16 protein-coding genes are annotated in these 17,694 nt (G+C 61.3%); 5 read left to right on the forward strand and 11 right to left on the reverse strand.

Going from position 1 to position 17,694, the window contains the following annotated elements:
- Positions 1–35 precede the first annotated feature (35 nt).
- Together folB and folK are read left to right on the forward strand one after the other, a co-directional pair.
- On the forward strand, positions 36–392 hold the full coding sequence (folB, locus tag AC3B5Q_RS01770) for a dihydroneopterin aldolase (RefSeq protein ID WP_004576188.1): 357 nt from the start codon (positions 36–38) through the stop codon (positions 390–392).
- Complete coding sequence (folK, locus tag AC3B5Q_RS01775; protein ID WP_021782707.1) at positions 383–892, forward strand: 2-amino-4-hydroxy-6-hydroxymethyldihydropteridine diphosphokinase; 510 nt, start codon at positions 383–385, stop codon at positions 890–892. Before folB ends, folK begins: the two co-directional genes overlap by 10 nt.
- Before the next feature lie 209 nt (positions 893–1,101).
- On the opposite strand, the gene AC3B5Q_RS01780 is transcribed toward folK, so the two are convergent.
- The 11 genes from AC3B5Q_RS01780 to AC3B5Q_RS01830 all read right to left on the reverse strand — a co-directional run bounded on the left by AC3B5Q_RS01780 (position 1,102) and on the right by AC3B5Q_RS01830 (position 15,085).
- On the reverse strand, positions 1,102–2,208 hold the full coding sequence (locus AC3B5Q_RS01780; RefSeq protein ID WP_275967157.1) for a multifunctional CCA addition/repair protein: 1,107 nt from the start codon (positions 2,206–2,208) through the stop codon (positions 1,102–1,104).
- Between the two features lie 55 nt (positions 2,209–2,263).
- Positions 2,264–3,832 (reverse strand): SpoVR family protein, encoded by a 1,569-nt coding sequence (locus AC3B5Q_RS01785; protein WP_010951740.1) that lies wholly within the window; start codon positions 3,830–3,832, stop codon positions 2,264–2,266.
- Positions 3,829–5,100 carry a YeaH/YhbH family protein gene (locus tag AC3B5Q_RS01790; RefSeq protein ID WP_021782709.1) on the reverse strand — a complete coding sequence of 424 codons (1,272 nt, stop codon included), beginning with the start codon at positions 5,098–5,100 and terminating at the stop codon, positions 3,829–3,831. The genes AC3B5Q_RS01785 and AC3B5Q_RS01790 overlap by 4 nt, the downstream gene beginning before the upstream one ends.
- A 155-nt stretch (positions 5,101–5,255) precedes the next feature.
- Positions 5,256–7,178 (reverse strand): PrkA family serine protein kinase, encoded by a 1,923-nt coding sequence (locus tag AC3B5Q_RS01795; protein WP_021782710.1) that lies wholly within the window; start codon positions 7,176–7,178, stop codon positions 5,256–5,258.
- A gap of 282 nt (positions 7,179–7,460) precedes the next feature.
- Positions 7,461–7,793: a thiosulfate sulfurtransferase GlpE gene (gene glpE / locus AC3B5Q_RS01800; protein ID WP_103443390.1), complete on the reverse strand. Its 333-nt coding sequence runs from the start codon at positions 7,791–7,793 to the stop codon at positions 7,461–7,463.
- 14 nt (positions 7,794–7,807) lie between these two features.
- A complete protein-coding gene (locus AC3B5Q_RS01805) occupies positions 7,808–8,674 on the reverse strand; it encodes a symmetrical bis(5'-nucleosyl)-tetraphosphatase (protein WP_021782711.1) in 867 nt (288 codons plus the stop codon).
- Positions 8,674–9,054: a Co2+/Mg2+ efflux facilitator ApaG/CorD gene (apaG, locus tag AC3B5Q_RS01810; RefSeq protein ID WP_021782712.1), complete on the reverse strand. Its 381-nt coding sequence runs from the start codon at positions 9,052–9,054 to the stop codon at positions 8,674–8,676. Before apaG ends, AC3B5Q_RS01805 begins: the two co-directional genes overlap by 1 nt.
- A gap of 140 nt (positions 9,055–9,194) precedes the next feature.
- A complete protein-coding gene (gene rsmA / locus AC3B5Q_RS01815) occupies positions 9,195–9,998 on the reverse strand; it encodes a 16S rRNA (adenine(1518)-N(6)/adenine(1519)-N(6))-dimethyltransferase RsmA (RefSeq protein WP_103463383.1) in 804 nt (267 codons plus the stop codon).
- Positions 9,995–10,984 carry a 4-hydroxythreonine-4-phosphate dehydrogenase PdxA gene (pdxA, locus tag AC3B5Q_RS01820; protein WP_003255557.1) on the reverse strand — a complete coding sequence of 330 codons (990 nt, stop codon included), beginning with the start codon at positions 10,982–10,984 and terminating at the stop codon, positions 9,995–9,997. Before pdxA ends, rsmA begins: the two co-directional genes overlap by 4 nt.
- Positions 10,981–12,300 carry a peptidylprolyl isomerase SurA gene (gene surA, locus AC3B5Q_RS01825; RefSeq protein WP_033729885.1) on the reverse strand — a complete coding sequence of 440 codons (1,320 nt, stop codon included), beginning with the start codon at positions 12,298–12,300 and terminating at the stop codon, positions 10,981–10,983. Before surA ends, pdxA begins: the two co-directional genes overlap by 4 nt.
- Positions 12,281–15,085 (reverse strand): LPS-assembly protein LptD, encoded by a 2,805-nt coding sequence (locus AC3B5Q_RS01830; RefSeq protein WP_028696955.1) that lies wholly within the window; start codon positions 15,083–15,085, stop codon positions 12,281–12,283. The genes surA and AC3B5Q_RS01830 overlap by 20 nt, the downstream gene beginning before the upstream one ends.
- Before the next feature lie 130 nt (positions 15,086–15,215).
- Here AC3B5Q_RS01830 and AC3B5Q_RS01835 point away from each other — a divergent pair, with 130 nt between their 5' ends.
- From AC3B5Q_RS01835 to AC3B5Q_RS01845, 3 genes are read left to right on the forward strand one after another with little or no spacing between them, the layout of a single operon-like run.
- Complete coding sequence (locus AC3B5Q_RS01835; protein WP_021782715.1) at positions 15,216–16,235, forward strand: aminoglycoside phosphotransferase family protein; 1,020 nt, start codon at positions 15,216–15,218, stop codon at positions 16,233–16,235.
- Positions 16,232–16,903 carry an N-acetylmuramate alpha-1-phosphate uridylyltransferase MurU gene (gene murU, locus AC3B5Q_RS01840; RefSeq protein ID WP_028696956.1) on the forward strand — a complete coding sequence of 224 codons (672 nt, stop codon included), beginning with the start codon at positions 16,232–16,234 and terminating at the stop codon, positions 16,901–16,903. The genes AC3B5Q_RS01835 and murU overlap by 4 nt, the downstream gene beginning before the upstream one ends.
- Position 16,904: 1 nt before the next feature.
- The gene (locus AC3B5Q_RS01845) at positions 16,905–17,672 is read left to right on the forward strand and encodes a TerB family tellurite resistance protein (protein ID WP_021782717.1); all 768 of its coding nucleotides are present in this window, start codon (positions 16,905–16,907) and stop codon (positions 17,670–17,672) included.
- Positions 17,673–17,694: the final 22 nt, after the last annotated feature.

A 17,694-nucleotide genomic window follows, 5' to 3' on the forward strand; every position in this document is an offset into this window, starting at 1 on the left:
GCCAGTCGCCCTTGTCGTGCTGTGGAGAGAAGTGCTTGGACAGAGTGTTCATCGAAGGCCTGGAAGTCGATACCGTCATCGGTGCCTATGACTGGGAGCGGGATATTCGCCAGTGCTTGCGCCTGGACCTGAGCTTTGCCTGGGACAACCGCCCGGCTGCCGCCGGAGACGACCTGAACCTGGCGCTGGACTATGCCAGTGTGTCGGCGCGCATCCAGGCGTTTGCCGAACAGGCCCGTTTCGAGCTGGTTGAAACATTTGCCGAGCGCCTGGTGGCCACCTTGATGGACGAGTTCCACATCCCCTGGGTGCGGTTGAAGCTGACCAAGCCGGGCGCGGTGCCGGCGGCCCGTGGTGGTGTAGGCGTGGAGATCGAGCGCGGATGTCTTTGAACACGGTTTACCTGGGCCTGGGCAGCAATATCGACCGTGAGGCGCATTTGTGCGCCGGGCTCGATGCGTTGGCTGGCATCCTGACCGACATGCGCTGTTCGCCGGCTTTCGAAAGCCAGGCGGTGGGTATCAAGAGCGGGCCGTTCATCAACTTCGTGGTGACCGGGCAAACCGCATTGCCGTTGATCGAGCTGGACCGCCGGCTGAAGTTCATTGAGGCCGACAATGGCCGCTATGCACCGGACCGCAAAGGGTTGCCGCTGGATATCGACGTGCTGATGTATGGCGATTTGCACGGTACCTTCGATGGGCTGGTACTGCCCCGGGCCGAGATCCTGAAGAACGCCTTTGTGCTGTGGCCGCTTTCGTTGCTGGCGCCCGACCTGGTGCATCCGGGGGTGGGCAAGCGCATGGCGCAGCTGTGGCAGGAAGCGCAGATCGATCAGGTGCTGGCTCCGGTCGCCTTTGAGTGGCGCGGGTTGCAGTTGACGCCCGCTTAAGCCTGCATCGGCCTCTTCGCGGGTAAACCCGCCCCTACAACGGCCTGTGCCCAACCTCTGATGTGTGCCCCCTGTAGGAGCGGGTTTACCCCGCGAATACGGTGGTGACTGCGACGGTGAACAGCGGTCGGAAATTGGCCAGCAGGCCCGGCCCTTTCGCGGGTGAACCCGCTCCTACAGCGGCTTCAGCCGCGAAGAGGCCGGGAGGTCTAACCGCGCTGGTAAGCCTCGAGCGCTTTCAGCCGTTCACCTTTGAGTGCTTCGCCCAGCGCCTGACCCGTCAGCCCGGCTTGCACCAACGGCTTCACATCCACCGCTCGCGCCGCCGCTGCTGCGCCTCGCAGGTAATCGGCCTGTGGGTAACCCTGCTCGCCATCGCCCAACGCCGCCATCTCGCAAACGACCACAAAATCCTCGAACCGCTGCGGCCGTCGGTAGACATCGAACTTCTGCAACAGCTCCAGCAGTGCCGTGGCCGGCAGTTCGAGCGCCTGATTGCCCTGCGCCAGGCACTCCCCTGTCAGCATGGCCAGTTCCTGGCATTCACGCGGTGCCTTCAGGCGCTGGTTGACGGTTTTGATCGATGTCGGTGCCAGCCCGCGCAACAGGCAGGCCCAGCGCACGAGCAGCGGTTGTTCGTGCGCCGCCGCCTGCTCCAGCGCCGACAGTGTCCGGGAGCCGTCATCGAGCTCAGGCAGCAGCTCCTGCAGGGCCCCGCACGCGCTCAGCACCTTGAAGAATACCTGTGGTTGCACTTCCATCAGCGCGCGCTCGATTTCCTTCCAGCTGCGCTCAGCAGTGAGTGCCTGCAGTTCGCCCGAGGCGCTGATCTGGCGCATCAGCGTCAAGGTTTCATCGGCAACCCGGAAACCCAGTGGCGCATAGCGGGCAGCAAAGCGGGCAACACGCAGCACGCGTAGAGGATCTTCGGCGAATGCCGGGGAAACATGGCGTAGCAGGCGTTGATCCAGATCTTTCTTGCCTTGGTAGGGGTCGTATAGCGTGCCGGCTTCATCCTCGGCCATCGCATTTATGGTCAGGTCGCGACGGATCAGGTCCTCTTCCAGGGTTACGTCGGGGCTGGCGTGAAAAGTGAACCCGCCGTAGCCTCGCCCACTCTTGCGCTCGGTGCGCGCCAGGGCGTATTCCTCGCCGGTTTTCGGGTGCAGGAACACCGGGAAATCGGCGCCCACCGGCCGATAGCCTTTGGCGAGCATTTCTTCGACTGTGGCGCCCACCACCAGCCAGTCGATATCGCTGACAGGGCGGCCGAGCAGGCGGTCGCGCACGGCGCCGCCAACTTTGTAGATGTGCATGTGCAGCTCTCCATAACTGCCGACAGGATAACCCGTCGGCGGTCATGGAGTTGCATCATAGGTGGTGGATAACGGCCAGGTCCATGCGGCCGTAGTCGGCGCTTTCGCTATGCTCGCCGCGCGGCGGCATGTGGTGAGTACTCATCACTTGCTCGCCTTGCACGGTCTCCAGGTGGATATCGAAGCCCCACAGGCGATGCAGGTGCTTGAGCACTTCGTCGGTCGAGTCCCCCAGCGGTTTGCGGTTGTGTTGCTGGTGTCGCAGGGTTAGTGAGCGGTCTCCGCGGCGGTCGACGCTCCAGATCTGTACGTTCGGTTCACGGTTGCCCAGGTTGTACTGCGCTGCCAGTTGCTCCCGAATCACCCGGTAGCCGGCCTCATCATGGATGGCAGGCACCAGCAGGTCGTCGCGCTGGTCGTCATCGAGGATGCTGAACAACTTGAGGTCGCGCATCACCTTGGGCGACAGGTACTGCAGGATGAAGCTCTCGTCCTTGAAGCTGCTCATGGCGAATTTGATGGTAGAAAGCCAGTCGCTGCCGGCAATTTCGGGGAACCAGTGGCGATCTTCTTCGGTGGGGTTTTCGCACATGCGGCGGATGTCGGTGTACATCGCAAAGCCCAGCGCGTAGGGGTTGATGCCGCTGTAGTACGGGCTGTCGAAGCCGGGCTGGAACACCACGCTGGTGTGCGACTGCAAGAACTCCATCATGAAGCCTTCGGTAATCAGCCCCTCGTCGTACAGGTCGTTCATCAGGGTGTAGTGCCAGAAGGTTGCCCAACCTTCGTTCATCACCTGGGTCTGGCGCTGGGGGTAGAAGTACTGGGCGATCTTGCGCACGATGCGCACTACCTCACGTTGCCAGGGTTCAAGCAGCGGGGCGTTTTTTTCGATGAAATACAGGATGTTTTCCTGCGGTTCGGCGGGGAAGCGCCCCTCATCGCGGTCGTTGCCCTTTTCGGCGTTCTTCGGAATTGTCCGCCAAAGGTCGTTGATCTGACGCTGAAGATGCTCTTCGCGCTCCTGTTGCCGGCGCCGCTCTTCTTCGGCAGAAATAGGATAGGGCCGCTTGTAGCGGTCGACACCGTAGTTCATCAGGGCATGGCAGGAGTCGATCAGGTCCTCCACTGCATCAATACCGTGGCGCTCTTCGCACTGGGCGATGTACTGCTTGGCGAACACCAGGTAGTCGATGATCGAACTGGCGTCAGTCCAGGTGCGGAACAGGTAATTGCCCTTGAAAAAGCTGTTATGGCCGTAGCAAGCGTGGGCAATCACCAGTGCCTGCATGCACATGGTGTTTTCTTCCATCAGGTAAGCGATACAAGGGTCGGAGTTGATCACGATCTCGTAGGCCAGGCCCATCTGGCCCCGGCTGTAGGACTTTTCCGTGCTGAGGAACTGCTTGCCGTAGGACCAGTGGTGGTAGCCCAGCGGCATGCCGACAGATGCGTAGGCGTCCATCATCTGTTCGGCAGTGATTACCTCGATCTGGTTGGGGTAGGTGTCCAGGGCGTAACGCTCGGCCAGACGGCTGATTTCCCGGTCGTAGGTCTGGATCAGCTCGAACGTCCACTCGGACCCAGTGGAAATGGGTTGGCGTCTCTGTGCTCTGGCGGTCATGTGGCTAACCTGCGCTGGAAGAGTTCACGGAAGACCGGGTAGATGTCGCCGGCCGATACCAGCTGCTGTTGGGCGAACGTGTCGGGGAAAGCATCGCCGATACGCTCGTACTCATACCACAGCGCCTGGTGTTCACGGGGGGTGATCTCAACGTAAGTGTAGTACTGCACATGCGGCATGATCTGTTTGGAGAGGATGTCGCGGCAGATCGGCGAGTCGTCGTTCCAGTTGTCGCCATCGGAAGCTTGCGCGGCATAAATATTCCAGTCGCTGGCCGGGTAGCGCTCGGCCATGATCTCCTGCATCAGCTTGAGGGCACTGGAAACGATGGTGCCGCCGGTTTCCCGCGAGTAGAAGAACTCTTCTTCATCGACTTCCCGGGCGCTGGTGTGGTGGCGAATGAAAACGACTTCGATGCGCTCGTAGTTACGCTTGAGGAACAGGTACAGCAGGATGAAGAAGCGCTTTGCGATGTCCTTGGTGGCCTGGGTCATCGAGCCGGATACGTCCATCAGGCAGAACATCACCGCCTTCGAGCTTGGGTTGGGTTGCTTGACCAGCAGGTTGTACTTGAGGTCGAAGGTGTCGAGGAAGGGCAGGCGGTTGATACGCGCTTTCAGGCGCTCGATTTCCTGTTCGATTTCCTGGATATCGGTGAAATTGTCCGGCTCTTCGACCCGCAGGCGGTCGAGTTCCTTTTGTGCTTCGCGCAGCAGGGCGCGGCTGCTGCCGGTCAGGGCGATACGCCGGGCATGGGCCGAGCGCAGGGTGCGCACGATGTTGATGCGTGACGGGTTGCCTTCGTTGGCGATGCCGGCCCGAACGGTCTTGAAGGTGTCGGCGCCAGTCAGGTGACGTTTGACCAGGTTGGGTAGCTCAAGGTCCTCGAACATGAATTCGAGAAATTCTTCCTGGGTGATCTGGAAGACGAACTCGTCCATGCCCTCGCCGGAATTGCCGGCCTTGCCGCGACCGCCACCACCTCCACCGCCTTGCGGCCGCGGGATGTGTTCACCTGCCGTGAATTCTTTGTTGCCAGGGTGCACGATGGTCTGTTTGCCCCCACGACCATGATGCAAGACCGGTTCGTCGATGTCGCGTCCGGGAATACTGATCTGCTCGCCGTGTTCCATATCCATGATGGAGCGGCGGCTCACCGCCTCTTCGACGGCCTTTTTGATATGTTCGCGGTACCGCCGCAGGAAGCGCTGGCGGTTGACCGTGCTCTTGTTCTTGCCGTTCAGGCGTCGGTCTATAACGTAGCTCATGGTCCCTCCGGTGACTGGATGCAGCTGCAACCCACAAGCTGCAAGCCACAAGCTTCAAGCTGCAAGAAAGAGCAGCCACCGCCGCTGCAAGCTGTGACGCGGGCGGCAATGCCAACGCCAGGCAGCTTGCAGCTTGCGGCTCGTAGCTTGCCGCTTTATTGCGATTTCCTGACCCGCAGGTACCATTCCGACAGCAGGCGCACCTGTTTGTCGGTATAGCCACGCTCCACCATCCGGGTGACGAAGTCGTTGTGTTTCTTCTGGTCTTCTTTGCTGGCCTTGGCGTTGAAGCTGATGACGGGCAGCAGGTCTTCGGTGTTGGAGAACATTTTCTTCTCGATCACGACCCGCAGCTTTTCATAACTCAGCCAGCTTGGATTCTTGCCATTGTTGTTGGCGCGTGCGCGCAGTACGAAGTTGACGATCTCGTTGCGGAAGTCTTTCGGGTTGCTGATACCTGCCGGTTTCTCGATCTTCTCCAGTTCTTCGTTGAGCGCAATGCGGTTAAGAATTTCGCCGGTTTCCGGGTCGCGGTATTCCTGATCCTGGATCCAGAAGTCTGCGTACAGCACGTAGCGGTCGAAGATGTTCTGGCCGTATTCGCTGTAGGACTCGAGGTAGGCGGTCTGGATTTCCTTGCCGATAAACTCGATGTAGCGCGGCGCCAGGTATTCCTTCAGGTAGCGCAGATAGCGTTCGCGCACTTCAGCCGGGAACTGTTCCTGTTCGATCTGCTGTTCGAGCACATACAGCAGGTGCACCGGGTTGGCGGCAATTTCGTGTGGGTCGAAGTTGAACACCTTGGACAGGATCTTGAAGGCGAAGCGAGTCGATAGGCCGTTCATGCCTTCGTCGACACCCGCGGCGTCCCGGTATTCCTGAATCGACTTGGCCTTTGGATCGGTGTCCTTGAGGTTTTCCCCGTCGTAAACGCGCATCTTGGAATAGATATTGGAGTTCTCTGGCTCCTTCAGGCGCGAAAGCACAGTGAACTGAGCCAACATCTTGAGCGTGTCTGGCGCACAGTGGGCCTTGGACAGTGAGCTGTTGATCAGCAACTTGTCGTAGATCTTGATTTCATCGCTGACCCGCAGGCAGTACGGCACCTTGACGATATAGATCCTGTCGATGAATGCTTCGTTGTTCTTGTTGTTACGGAAGGTGTGCCACTCCGATTCGTTGGAGTGCGCCAACAGAATACCGGTATAGGGGATCGCCCCAAGGCCTTCGGTACTGTTGTAGTTGCCTTCCTGAGTGGCGGTGAGCAAGGGGTGCAGGACCTTGATCGGCGCCTTGAACATTTCGACGAATTCCATCAGGCCCTGGTTGGCCCGGCACAGCGCGCCCGAGTAGCTATAAGCATCGGCGTCGTTCTGTGGGTATTCCTCAAGTTTGCGGATATCGACCTTGCCGACCAGGGCAGAAATGTCCTGGTTGTTTTCATCGCCGGGTTCGGTCTTGGCAATGGCGATCTGGTTAAGAATCGACGGGTACAGCTTCACCACCTTGAACTTGGAGATGTCACCGCCAAATTCCTGCAGGCGCTTGGTGGCCCAAGGCGACATGATGGTGTTGAGGTAGCGCCGTGGGATACCGAACTCTTCCTCGAGAATGGCCCCATCTTCGGTGGCATTGAACAAGCCCAGAGGTGACTCGAATACCGGCGAGCCCTTGATCGCGTAGAACGGTACCTTTTCCATCAGCTGCTTGAGTTTTTCCGCCAGCGAGGACTTGCCGCCGCCCACCGGGCCCAGCAGATAGAGGATCTGTTTCTTCTCTTCCAGGCCTTGGGCGGCGTGGCGGAAGTACGACACGATCTGGTCGATGCACTCTTCCATGCCATGGAAGTCGGCAAAGGCCGGATAGCGGCGGATAACCTTGTTGGAGAAGATGCGCGACAGCCTGGAGTTGGTAGAGGTGTCGATCAGCTCTGGCTCACCGATGGCCAGCAACAGCCGTTCGGCCGCCGATGCGTAGGCACTGCGATCCTCTTTGCACAGCTCGAGGTACTCCTGCAGCGAGAGTTCTTCCTGGCGCGTAGACTCGAAACGTTGTTGGAAGTGGCTAAAAATACTCATGACGTCACCTCGCTCGATACGTGGAGACGACGCCGGATCAGTCAGCTGATGCTGGCATGCAACCGGGTTGGCCGATTGCTGTATACCCCCCAGAACACCCTGTAACGCTACCGATGACCCGCACGCCGGTGTACCGGCTCTCCCCTTTTTGGATGGCCTGAGCTTAAGCGTAGTTGGTTATCTGCAAGATCAAGGGGCGAGGAAGGCAGAAGTTACGAACGACCGTTCGTCAGATAAGCCGCAAGCCCGCGCGGGGCACGGGCTGCAGGGGAAAATAAAAAATTATTCAGCGTTGCCCTGAGCGGTCTCGGCCGGGTAGGTCGCGCGCCACAGTTCGAAGCCGCCGTCCACGCTGTAAACGTCGGAGAAACCTTGGCCTACCAGGTAGGCGGCAGCGCTTTGGCTGGAATTGCCGTGATAGCAGACCACCAGGGTTGGCGCGTCGAGGTCGGCGTTGCGGATGAAATCGGCGACCGAGTGGTTGTCCAGGTGCCGGGCGCCGGTGATGTGGCCGGCGGCAAAGGCCTGCGGGTCGCGAATGTCGACCACGACCGCACCGTCTTTCTTGCGAAGCTCCAAGGCCTGCTCAGGAGGGATGCGCTTGAATTCGCTCATGGGTACTACTTCCTTCAGGTGTGGTCGTTGAGTGTAGTGGGTTGTGCCGGTTGGCGCAGGGTGCCGTCGTCGGCGCAGTCGCAGCGGTGGTATTCACCGCTGTCAACGTTGTACAGGGTCATGGCGCCACCCCATACACAGCCAGTGTCCAGGGCGATGACGTCGGGCTGGGTGACCTCACCCTGCAGAGCGGCCCAATGGCCAAAGATGATCTTCACGTGGCGTGAGCGGCGGTCTTTGTGCGCGTACCAGGCTTTGTAGCCTTTGGGCGCGCTACCCAGGCCTTCCTTGCTCTTGAGGTCGAGTTTGCCATCGGCAGTGCAAAAGCGCATGCGGGTGAAGTAGTTGGTGATGACCCGTAGGCGTTCGACGCCGGCGAGGTTCTTGCGCCACTTGTTCGGCTCGTTACCATACATGCCTTCGAGGTACAGCTGCAGGCGGGTGTCGTCACGCAGCACTTCCTCGACCTCGGCGGCGAGTTCCAGGGCTTTGCCAAGGGTCCATTGTGGCGGTATGCCGGCGTGAACCAGGGCGATGCCGCGGGGCTCGTCGTAATGCAGCAGCTTTTGCTGGCGTAGCCAGTCGAGCAGCTGGTCGGCGTCCGGCGCTTCAATGATCTCGCGCAGTGTGTCGCTTTTCTTGAGCCGCTCGACGTTGTGCCAGGCGGCCAGCAGGTGCAGGTCATGGTTGCCCAGCACGCAGACCAGTGAATGACGGATCGAGTACAGGAAGCGCAGGGTTTCCAGTGACTCGGGGCCGCGGTTGACCAGGTCGCCGACCAGCCACAGGCGGTCGACGGCGGGGTTGAAACTGACGCGATCGAGCAGGCATTTGAGTGGCTGCAGGCAGCCCTGCAGGTCACCGACGGCGTAGGTAGCCATCAGTGCAGCGCCCCGGGCACTGCCAGGCGGAAGGGGGCAATCTCGGCGTCGAAGCGCTTACCGTCTTCGGCGAACATCTGGTAGCTGCCCTGCATGGTGCCAACGCGGGTGCTGATGACGGCACCACTGCTGTAAGTATGGCTCTGGCCAGGGTCGATGTTGGGTTGCTGGCCGACCACACCGGCACCGCGTACTTCCTCAACCTCGCCGTCACCGTTGGTGATCAGCCAGTGGCGCGACAGCAGCTTGGCCGTGAGCGAGCCATTGTTCTGCACGGTAATGGTGTAGGCGAAAGCGAAACGACTGTTTTCGGGGTCGGATTGTTCTTTCAGGTAGCGGGTCACGACGCTGACGTCGATTTGATAGCGGGGGTCGGACATGCAAGGGCCTTGGGCGAACTGACGCAATAATGCAGTCTAGGCCATTGGGAGGGGGGAGGGCCAGCGGTGATCGGGCTTGGGGTGTTGACTATGCCGGCCCCTTCGCGGGTTTAACCGCGATAAGGCCGGTACAGGCTAAATCAGGCTTGTTGCTGATCAGCCAGTTGGTCAGCCAGGCGCACGAAGGCTGCCAGGTCGAGCTGTTCAGGGCGCAGGCTGCCATCAACGCCGGCAGCCTCGATGGCGGCGCTGTCCAGCAGGCCTTTCATGGTGTTGCGCAGGGTCTTGCGGCGCTGGTTGAACGCTTCGCGAACGACGCGCTCCAGCAGCAGGTGGTCCTGGGCCGGGAACGGCAGCACTTCGTGCGGCACCAGGCGGACGATCGCCGAATCCACTTTCGGTGGCGGGTTGAAGGCACCAGGGCCGACATTGAACAGGTGCTCCACGCGGCAGTGGTACTGCACCATGATCGACAGGCGCCCCCAGTCACCACCGCCAGGGCCGGCGGCCATGCGCTCGACCACTTCCTTCTGCAGCATGAAGTGCATGTCGCGGATCAACCCAGCATGGCTGAGCAGGTGGAAGATCAGCGGGGTGGAGATGTTGTAGGGCAGGTTGCCAACCACCTTGAGGCTGCGCGGCGGCACGCCCAGTTGGTTGAAGTCGAACTTCAGGGCGTCGCCCTGATGCAGGCGGAAGTTGCTGCGATCAGCGAACTTGTGCTGCAGGATCGGCACCAGGTCTTTGTCCAGCTCCACCACGTCCAGCTGTGCGCCACTGCCCAGCAGGCCTTCGGTCAGGGCGCCCTGGCCCGGGCCGATTTCCAGCAGGTGTTCGCCGGCCTTGGCGTTGATGGCGCGCAGGATGCGGTCGATGATACCGGCGTCGTGCAGGAAGTTCTGGCCGAAGCGCTTGCGCGCCCGGTGTTGGTATTGCTCGTTCATGGTCGGTTCTCGGCCATCTGGTAGGCGGTTTCCAGTGCGACGCGCAGGCTGCCGGTGTCGACTTTGCCTGTGCCGGCCAGGTCCAGGGCGGTGCCGTGGTCAACCGACGTGCGGATGATCGGCAGGCCCAGGGTCACGTTCACTGCAGCGCCGAAGCCTTTGTACTTGAGTACGGGAAGGCCCTGGTCGTGGTACATCGCCAGCACCGCATCGCAGTGCTCCAGATATTTGGGGGTAAACAGGGTATCGGCCGGCAGCGGCCCGCGCAGGTCCATGCCTTCGGTGCGCAGGCGGGCCAGGGTCGGCTCGATGATGTCGATTTCTTCGCGGCCCAGGTGGCCGCCCTCGCCCGCGTGCGGGTTGAGGCCGCACACGAGGATACGCGGGTTGGCAATGCCAAACTTGTCGCGCATGTCGGCATGCAGGATACGGGTTACACGTTCGACGCGCTCTGCAGTGATAGCGTCGGCAACATCACGCAGTGGCAGGTGCGTGGTCACCAGGGCCACGCGCAGGCCGCGGGTGGCCAGCATCATTACCACTTGTGCGGTGCGGGTCAGTTCGGCAAGGAATTCGGTATGCCCGGAAAAGGCGATACCGCTTTCGTTGATCACACCCTTGTGCACCGGGGCCGTGATCATCCCGGCGAAGTGCCCGTCCAGGCAGCCTTGCCCGGCGCGGGTCAGGGTTTCCAGCACGAACGCTGCGTTGGCCTTGTCGAGCTGGCCTGGCACCACCGGGGCCGCCAAGGGGGTATCCCAGACGTACAGGCTACCTGCGGGTGCCGGGAGGTCAGGCCATTGGCCCGGGGCTACCGGCAGCAGGCTGACGGCCAGCCCCAGCTGCGTGGCCCGCTCGGCGAGCAGGTCACGGCTGGTGATGGCGATCAGGGGGTGAGGCTGGGCGTCTGCGGCGAGCAGCAGGCACAGGTCGGGACCTATGCCGGCCGGCTCGCCGGGGGTGACGGCGAAGCGCAGGGGCTTCACTGGGCGGCCTGGTCAGCGCCAGGCAGCTTGATTTCAACGTAGGCTTCGTCGCGGATCTGGCGCAGCCAGGTTTGCAGCTCTTCGTCGTACTTGCGATTGCGCAGTACGCTCAGTGCCTGCTGTTCGCGAGCCTGCTCGGTGCTGTCGGTGGCGCGGCGGCCCAGCACTTCCAGAACGTGCCAGCCGTACTGGGTCTTGAACGGTTTGGTCACTACGCCTTGCTGGGCATTGGCCATCTGTTCACGGAACTCCGGTACCAGGCTGTTCGGGTCGACCCAGTTGAGGTCGCCACCGTTGAGTGCCGAACCCGGGTCTTCCGAGAAGCTCTTGGCCAGTTCGCCGAAGTCTTCGCCGCTCTTGATCCTCTCGTACAGGCGCTCGGCCAGCTGCTTGGTGGCCGCCTCGCTGCGGATCTCGCTTGGCTTGATCAGGATGTGGCGTACATGCACTTCGTCACGCAGCACGTTCTCGCTGCCACCGCGCTTCTCCTCGAGCTTGAGGATGATGAAGCCGTTGGGGATGCGAATAGGCTGGGTAATTTCGCCCACTGGCATGCTGCTGAGCATCTTGGCGAAGTCAGGTGGCAGCTGACCGGCTTTACGCCAGCCCATCTCGCCGCCTTCCAGTGCGTTTTCGCTGGCGGAATTGGCAATCGCCATCTGGCCGAAGTCCGCGCCCTGGCGCAGTTGCTGGTACACGTCACCGACCTTGCGGGCCGCTTTCTGGATATCGTCCGAGTTGGCGGCTTCCGGGGTCGGGATGAGGATGTTGGCCAGGCGGTACTCTTCCGACATCTGCATCTTGCCCAGATCCGAGGCCAGGAAGTTCTTCACTTCCTGCTCGGACACCTGAATGCGTTCGGCAACGCGGCGTTGGCGCACGCGGCTGATGATCATCTCGCGCTTGACCTGCTCGCGAGCGTCGTCGAACGACAGGCCGTCATGGGCCAGCGCCGCGCGGAACTGGTCCAGCGACATACCATTGCGCTGGGCAATGGTACCAATGGCCTGGTTCAGCTCTTCGTCGGTGATGCGGATGCCGGAGCGCTCGCCAATCTGCAACTGCAGGTTCTCGACGATCAGGCGTTCCAGTACCTGCGGTTCCAGGGCGCTGGTCGGCGGTACGCCGCCGCCGCGCTTGGCGATTGTTCGCTGGACTTCATGGACACGCTGTTCCAGCTGGCTTTGCATGACCACGTCGTTGTCGACGATAGCCACCACGCGATCAAGAGGTTGCACCGCGGCATGCACCGCGCCACTCAGCAAAGCGGCGCCCAGCAACACTGGGCGCAGACGATCAATAAGCTTGGTCTTCACGTTCACGGTAACCTTGAATGCCTTGGTCGAGGAAAGACTCGACCTTGTTGCCAACTACGCCGCCGAGGCCTTTCAGGACGATCTGAAGGAAGACACCGTGGTCGCCTTTTTCGTTCTGTGGAAGGGCCTGGCTGAAATCGTCGTAGTCGATCCAGTAACGGTTGATCAGGCGCAGCTTCCAGCAGCAGTTGTCGTATTCGAAACCGCCCATGGCTTCCAGGGTGCGGTTGCGGTTGTAGTCATGCTGCCAGCGGGCGATAACGTTCCACTGTGGAACGATCGGCCAGATGACCGAGAAGTCATGCTGCTGGATCTTGTAGTAGTCCTTCACGTAGTTAGGGCTGCCCGGGGTGCCATAGTCACCGCCGCCCACTTTCCAGGTACCGGTCGCGGAGTCGTAGGCGATGGTGTCGTTACGGTAGCGATAACCGAGGTTGACCACCTTGTTCGGGTTGTCTTCAGGCTGGTAGTGGAACATCGCGGCGCCCGAGCGTGGGCTGCGGGTGTCCGGGTCCCAGTTGTAGTTCGAATTGAAGCGCCAGTCGCGGTTGAAGTAGTAGTTGTACATCAGCGCGTACGGCGACACATCGGACTGCGAGTCGGTGCGGGTGCGGTAGTCGATACCCGGCAACTGGACCTTGCGATCCTTGAAGTAATAGGCCTGGCCGATGCTGAAGTTCTGCCGCTCGAAGCCATTCTCTTCGATCCAGCGGGTTGTCACGCCCAGCGACAGTTTGTTCTCGTCGCCGATACGGTCGATGCCGCTGAAGCGGTTGTCGCGGAACAGCGAGTCGTAGCTGAACACCGTTTCGCCCGTGCTGAACAGCGGGATATCGGTCTGATCCTTGTAGGGTACGTAGAGGTAGAACAGACGCGGCTCGAGGGTTTGGCGGTAGTTGGTACCGAACAACGAGGTGTTACGGTCGAAATACAGGCCGCTGTCGACACTAAGAATTGGAATGTCGCGGTTCTGGTTGCTCTTGAAGTCACCGTAAAGATCGATTCGCTCGGGATGATCAATAAGGTCTTGCTTACCCTTACTATCCAAATCGAGGTCGTAGTGGGTGTACATGTACTTCAGCTTCGGCGTGATATAGCCGTAGCTGGCTTCCATGGGCAGACTCATGGAAGGTGCGACGTTCAGACGCGTACCGTTGGAGCGGGCGTTACCGAAGATATTCTGGTCCAGACGGCGGCCTGCTACACCGGCAGAGGCGTCCGGGTTACCGTCCTCGTCCAGAACGAAGTCGTTTTTCAGGTCGCGATCAAAGCGAACGGCTTCGGTTTCATATCCGAAGTTCAAGCCACCCGGCTCGAACGGCAGCTTACCGTTCAGGGTAATCTGCGGCAGGCGATCGTACGGCGTGATCTTCGAAATGGTCGCCATTTCGTAGGCATGCACGTTCAACCTTGCGGTGTAGCCGTTGCCACGGTAGGTCAGCGCGCCCTGCTGGTCCAGCAGGTCTTTGCTCTCAACACCGATCTGGTCGGACTCCAGGTCCTGGAAGTAGAACGGGTCGCTGATGTCGGTGTAGTCCACCTCGGCCATCAGGCGCTCGTCCAGCCCGCCCTTGTGCTGCCAGTTGACCATCCAGCGCTGATCTTTGTAATCAGTCTGGTCTTTGCGGTCGTCGTTCTTGTCGTTCAGGTAGGCGCCGCCGAACTGGCCTTCGCTGGAAGGCGTCAGATAGCGGAACTCGCCTTCCATCAGCAGGCCGCGCTTGGCCATGTAACGTGGGTACAACGTGGCGTCGTAGTTTGGCGCCAGGTTGAAGTAATACGGCGTGACCAGCATGAAGCCGGTGTCGCTGCTGGTGCTGAACGATGGCGGCAGGAAACCGGACTGGCGACGGTCGTCGATCGGGAAGTAGATGTACGGTGTGTAGAACACCGGGAAATCCTTGACCCGCAGCGTGACGTTGGTCGCGGTACCGAAACCGGTTGCCGGGTTCAGGGTGATGTTGTTGCCCTTCAACTGCCAGGCGTTGCTGCCCGGTTCGCAGGTGGTGTACGTACCGTCCTTGAGGCGGATGATGGCGTTTTCGCTGCGCTTGGCGTACAGGGCATTGCCGCGAATGTGCGACTTGTGCATCACGTATTCGGCGTTGTCGACCTGGGCTTCGCCAGTATCGAGCTGGATCTGTGCCTCGTCACCGACCACCAGCGAACCGTTGTCACGGATCTTGACGTTGCCCTTGAGCTCGCCACGGTTTTCGGCCTGGTAGAGGTTGGCCTCGTCGGCTTCGGCCTGCATGCTGCCCTGGCGCATCACCACGTCACCGGCGAGGGTGGCGATCTGTTGCTCCTGCTGGTACTTGGATACCTTGGCATTGATGTAGGTCGGCGACTCATCCTTCGGCGTGGTGTCGGCCATGCCCGGGCGGGTTGGCTCGATATACGCGCCACCGCAGTAGGGGCCGGTTTCAGCCAGCTGCGCGGCGGTGAGCTTTTCACGCGGAACCCAGTCCAGGTGGCTGTAGTCTTCACTGCGCGACTTCAGGCCACGGCCCTTGGCCTCGGTAACCAGCATGGGCCGGTCCGCAGTTTCGGCTTCGCCCGCAGCTTCGGTACCGGAACTGACGGCTGCACCTTCGTGCACCGGGCGCGGTGGCAGGTTGTTGACTGGGGTTTTGGGCTTGCAGTCCCAACCACCGGCGGCGGACACTTGGCAGTCGAATTGTTCGGCTGCCACTACGTATGAGGTGGCCAGAGGTTGCAGGGCCAGCAGACCGCCGGTTACCAGCAACGGAAACTTTCTACGAAACGCGGGGGATTTCAATGCCATCTTATTAGTCCGGGCTTCCTGCGTGCCATCTGCCCGCGTGTGGGGCCGCACGCCTCTCGATGGTCTGAAAAAGATGCTGGATAATAAAGCATGACCCGCTTGACGGCTAGGGCCGTCGGAGACCCTTGCAATGCCTGAACACGATGTACGCCTGCAACAACTGTCGGTCTGGCTCGATGAGCAGCTCAATGATCTTTTCCGCGACAACGCCTGGGGCGAAGTGCCTGCAGGTAGCTTGACTGCTGCCAGCAGCGACGCCAGCTTCCGCCGCTATTTCCGCTGGCAGGGCGCTGGCCACAGCTTCGTGATCATGGATGCGCCCCCCCCGCAGGAGAATTGCCGACCGTTCGTCGCCATCGACCACCTGCTGGCCGGCGCTGACGTGCATGTGCCGCTGATCCACGCCCAGGACCTGGAACGCGGCTTTTTGCTGCTCGGGGATCTGGGCACTCAGACATACCTTGACATCATCAATGCCGACAACGCCGATGGCCTGTTCGCCGACGCCATCGATGCCCTTCTGAAGTTCCAGCGTTTGCCGATGGACGCGCCGCTGCCCAGCTACGACGACGCCCTGCTGCGCCGTGAAGTGGAATTGTTCCCCGAATGGTACGTGGGGCGTGAGCTGGGCCTGACCTTCACCGATACACAGAAGGCCACCTGGCAGCGCGTCAGCCAGTTGCTGATCGACAGCGCCCTGGCGCAACCCAAGGTGCTGGTACACCGTGACTACATGCCGCGCAACCTGATGCAGAGCAGCCCCAACCCTGGTGTGCTGGACTTTCAGGATGCGGTATATGGCCCGGTCACCTACGACATTACCTGCCTGTTCAAGGACGCCTTTGTCAGCTGGCCGCAGGCGCGGGTCGAAGGCTGGCTGAGCGACTACTGGCAGCAGGCGCAGGCGGCCGGCATCCCGGTGCACGCCGAGTTCGAAGCCTTCCACCGCGCCAGTGACCTGATGGGCGTGCAGCGCCACCTGAAGGTGATCGGCATCTTCGCCCGTATCTGCCACCGCGACGGCAAGCCGCGTTACCTGGGCGACGTACCGCGTTTCTTCGCCTATATAGATGAAGTGATCGGTCGCCGGCCCGAATTGGCGGAGCTGGGTGAGCTGATTGCCGAGTTGCAGGCCGGAGCGCGTGCATGAAGGCCATGATCCTGGCTGCGGGGAAGGGCGAGCGCATGCGCCCGCTGACCCTGCACACCCCAAAACCGTTGGTCCCGGTCGCCGGCCAGCCGCTGATCGAGTACCACCTGCGCGCCCTGGCGGCAGCGGGGGTGACCGAAGTGGTGATCAACCATGCCTGGCTTGGCCAGCAGATCGAAGAACACTTGGGTGACGGTAGCCGCTTCGGCCTGAGCATCCGCTATTCACCTGAGGGTGAACCGCTGGAAACCGGCGGCGGCATCTTCAAGGCCCTGCCTTTGTTGGGTGATGCGCCGTTCCTGCTGGTGAATGGCGATGTCTGGACCGACTACGACTTCGCGCGTCTGCAGGCTCCCCTGCAAGGTCTGGCTCACCTGGTGCTGGTCGACAACCCTGGCCATCACGGCCGCGGTGATTTCCGCCTGATGGGCGAGCAGGTCGTTGACGGCGATGACGCGCCAGGCACGCTGACCTTCAGCGGCATTTCGGTGCTGCACCCGGCGCTGTTCGAAGGTTGTCAGGCCGGCGCCTTCAAGCTGGCACCGTTGCTGCGTCAGGCGATGGCGGCTGGCAAGGTTTCTGGCGAACACTATCGTGGCCACTGGGTGGATGTTGGCACGCTTGAACGCCTGGCCGAGGCTGAGTCTCTGATCGGCGAGCGCGCCTGAGATGTGGTGGCCAAGCACAGTGATTGGGGTGGGTGCCGGCTTTGCTGTTGCGAGCATACCGGGTGCCTTGCTCGGTGCGTTGCTTGGGCAGGCCATCGATCGCCGGCTGCGCTTGCAAGGCTGGGAAGACATGCGCGAACGCCTGGGTGGGCGCCCTGCATTACGCGACGATGAATTGTTGTTCGTAATGCTCGGGCGCCTGGCCAAGTGCGATGGTCGGGTAGCCGAGCAGCACATTCAGCAGGCGCGCCAGGAGATGGTGCGCCTGGACCTGGCCGAGGCTGCCCGGCTGCGCGCCATCAGTGCGTTCAACCGTGGCAAGGCGGGCAAGGACCGCCTTGGCGGGCACCTGCGGCGCATTCGCCAGCAGCCCCACGCGGCGGAAGGTACCTTGCGGGCCTGTTGGCGCATGGTCTGGGCTGACGGCAAGATGGGCAACAAGGAGCGTGAGCTGCTGCTGGACTGGGGGCAGAAACTCGGCATGAGCCGACGCCAGGTGCAGGCCATGTCGCTGGAGTACGAGCCGCGCAAGGCCACGGGGGCAGAGGGCTTGCCCATGACCTATGCGGCAGCGTTGCGCTTGCTGGCGGTGGAGGCGGATACCGACACTGACAAGGTCAAGCAGGCGTATCGTCGGCTTGTCAGCCGGCATCACCCGGACAAGCTGGCGGGTACCGGTGCCAGCGAGGCGCAGGTGCGTGAAGCGACCGCGCGTACCCGTGAGTTGCACCAGGCCTATGCCATGATCCGCAAGCGGCGCGGCCTTTGATGGCCCACCACAAGGATCAAGC

Source organism: Pseudomonas sp. D5(2026) (assembly GCF_057766845.1).

Excerpts from the sequence above, each read along its gene's own strand:
- AC3B5Q_RS01780 (WP_275967157.1), bottom strand. The coding sequence starts at position 2,208 with ATGCACATCTACAAAGTTGGCGGCGCCGTGCGCGACCGCCTGCTCGGC.
- apaG (WP_021782712.1), bottom strand. The coding sequence starts at position 9,054 with ATGTCCGACCCCCGCTATCAAATCGACGTCAGCGTCGTGACCCGCTAC.
- AC3B5Q_RS01785 (WP_010951740.1), bottom strand. The coding sequence starts at position 3,832 with ATGACCGCCAGAGCACAGAGACGCCAACCCATTTCCACTGGGTCCGAG.
- murU (WP_028696956.1), top strand. The coding sequence starts at position 16,232 with ATGAAGGCCATGATCCTGGCTGCGGGGAAGGGCGAGCGCATGCGCCCG.
- AC3B5Q_RS01830 (WP_028696955.1), bottom strand. The coding sequence starts at position 15,085 with ATGGCATTGAAATCCCCCGCGTTTCGTAGAAAGTTTCCGTTGCTGGTA.
- AC3B5Q_RS01805 (WP_021782711.1), bottom strand. The coding sequence starts at position 8,674 with ATGGCTACCTACGCCGTCGGTGACCTGCAGGGCTGCCTGCAGCCACTC.
- rsmA (WP_103463383.1), bottom strand. The coding sequence starts at position 9,998 with ATGAACGAGCAATACCAACACCGGGCGCGCAAGCGCTTCGGCCAGAAC.
- AC3B5Q_RS01790 (WP_021782709.1), bottom strand. The coding sequence starts at position 5,100 with ATGAGCTACGTTATAGACCGACGCCTGAACGGCAAGAACAAGAGCACG.
- AC3B5Q_RS01845 (WP_021782717.1), top strand. The coding sequence starts at position 16,905 with ATGTGGTGGCCAAGCACAGTGATTGGGGTGGGTGCCGGCTTTGCTGTT.
- AC3B5Q_RS01835 (WP_021782715.1), top strand. The coding sequence starts at position 15,216 with ATGCCTGAACACGATGTACGCCTGCAACAACTGTCGGTCTGGCTCGAT.
- folK (WP_021782707.1), top strand. The coding sequence starts at position 383 with ATGTCTTTGAACACGGTTTACCTGGGCCTGGGCAGCAATATCGACCGT.
- glpE (WP_103443390.1), bottom strand. The coding sequence starts at position 7,793 with ATGAGCGAATTCAAGCGCATCCCTCCTGAGCAGGCCTTGGAGCTTCGC.
- AC3B5Q_RS01795 (WP_021782710.1), bottom strand. The coding sequence starts at position 7,178 with ATGAGTATTTTTAGCCACTTCCAACAACGTTTCGAGTCTACGCGCCAG.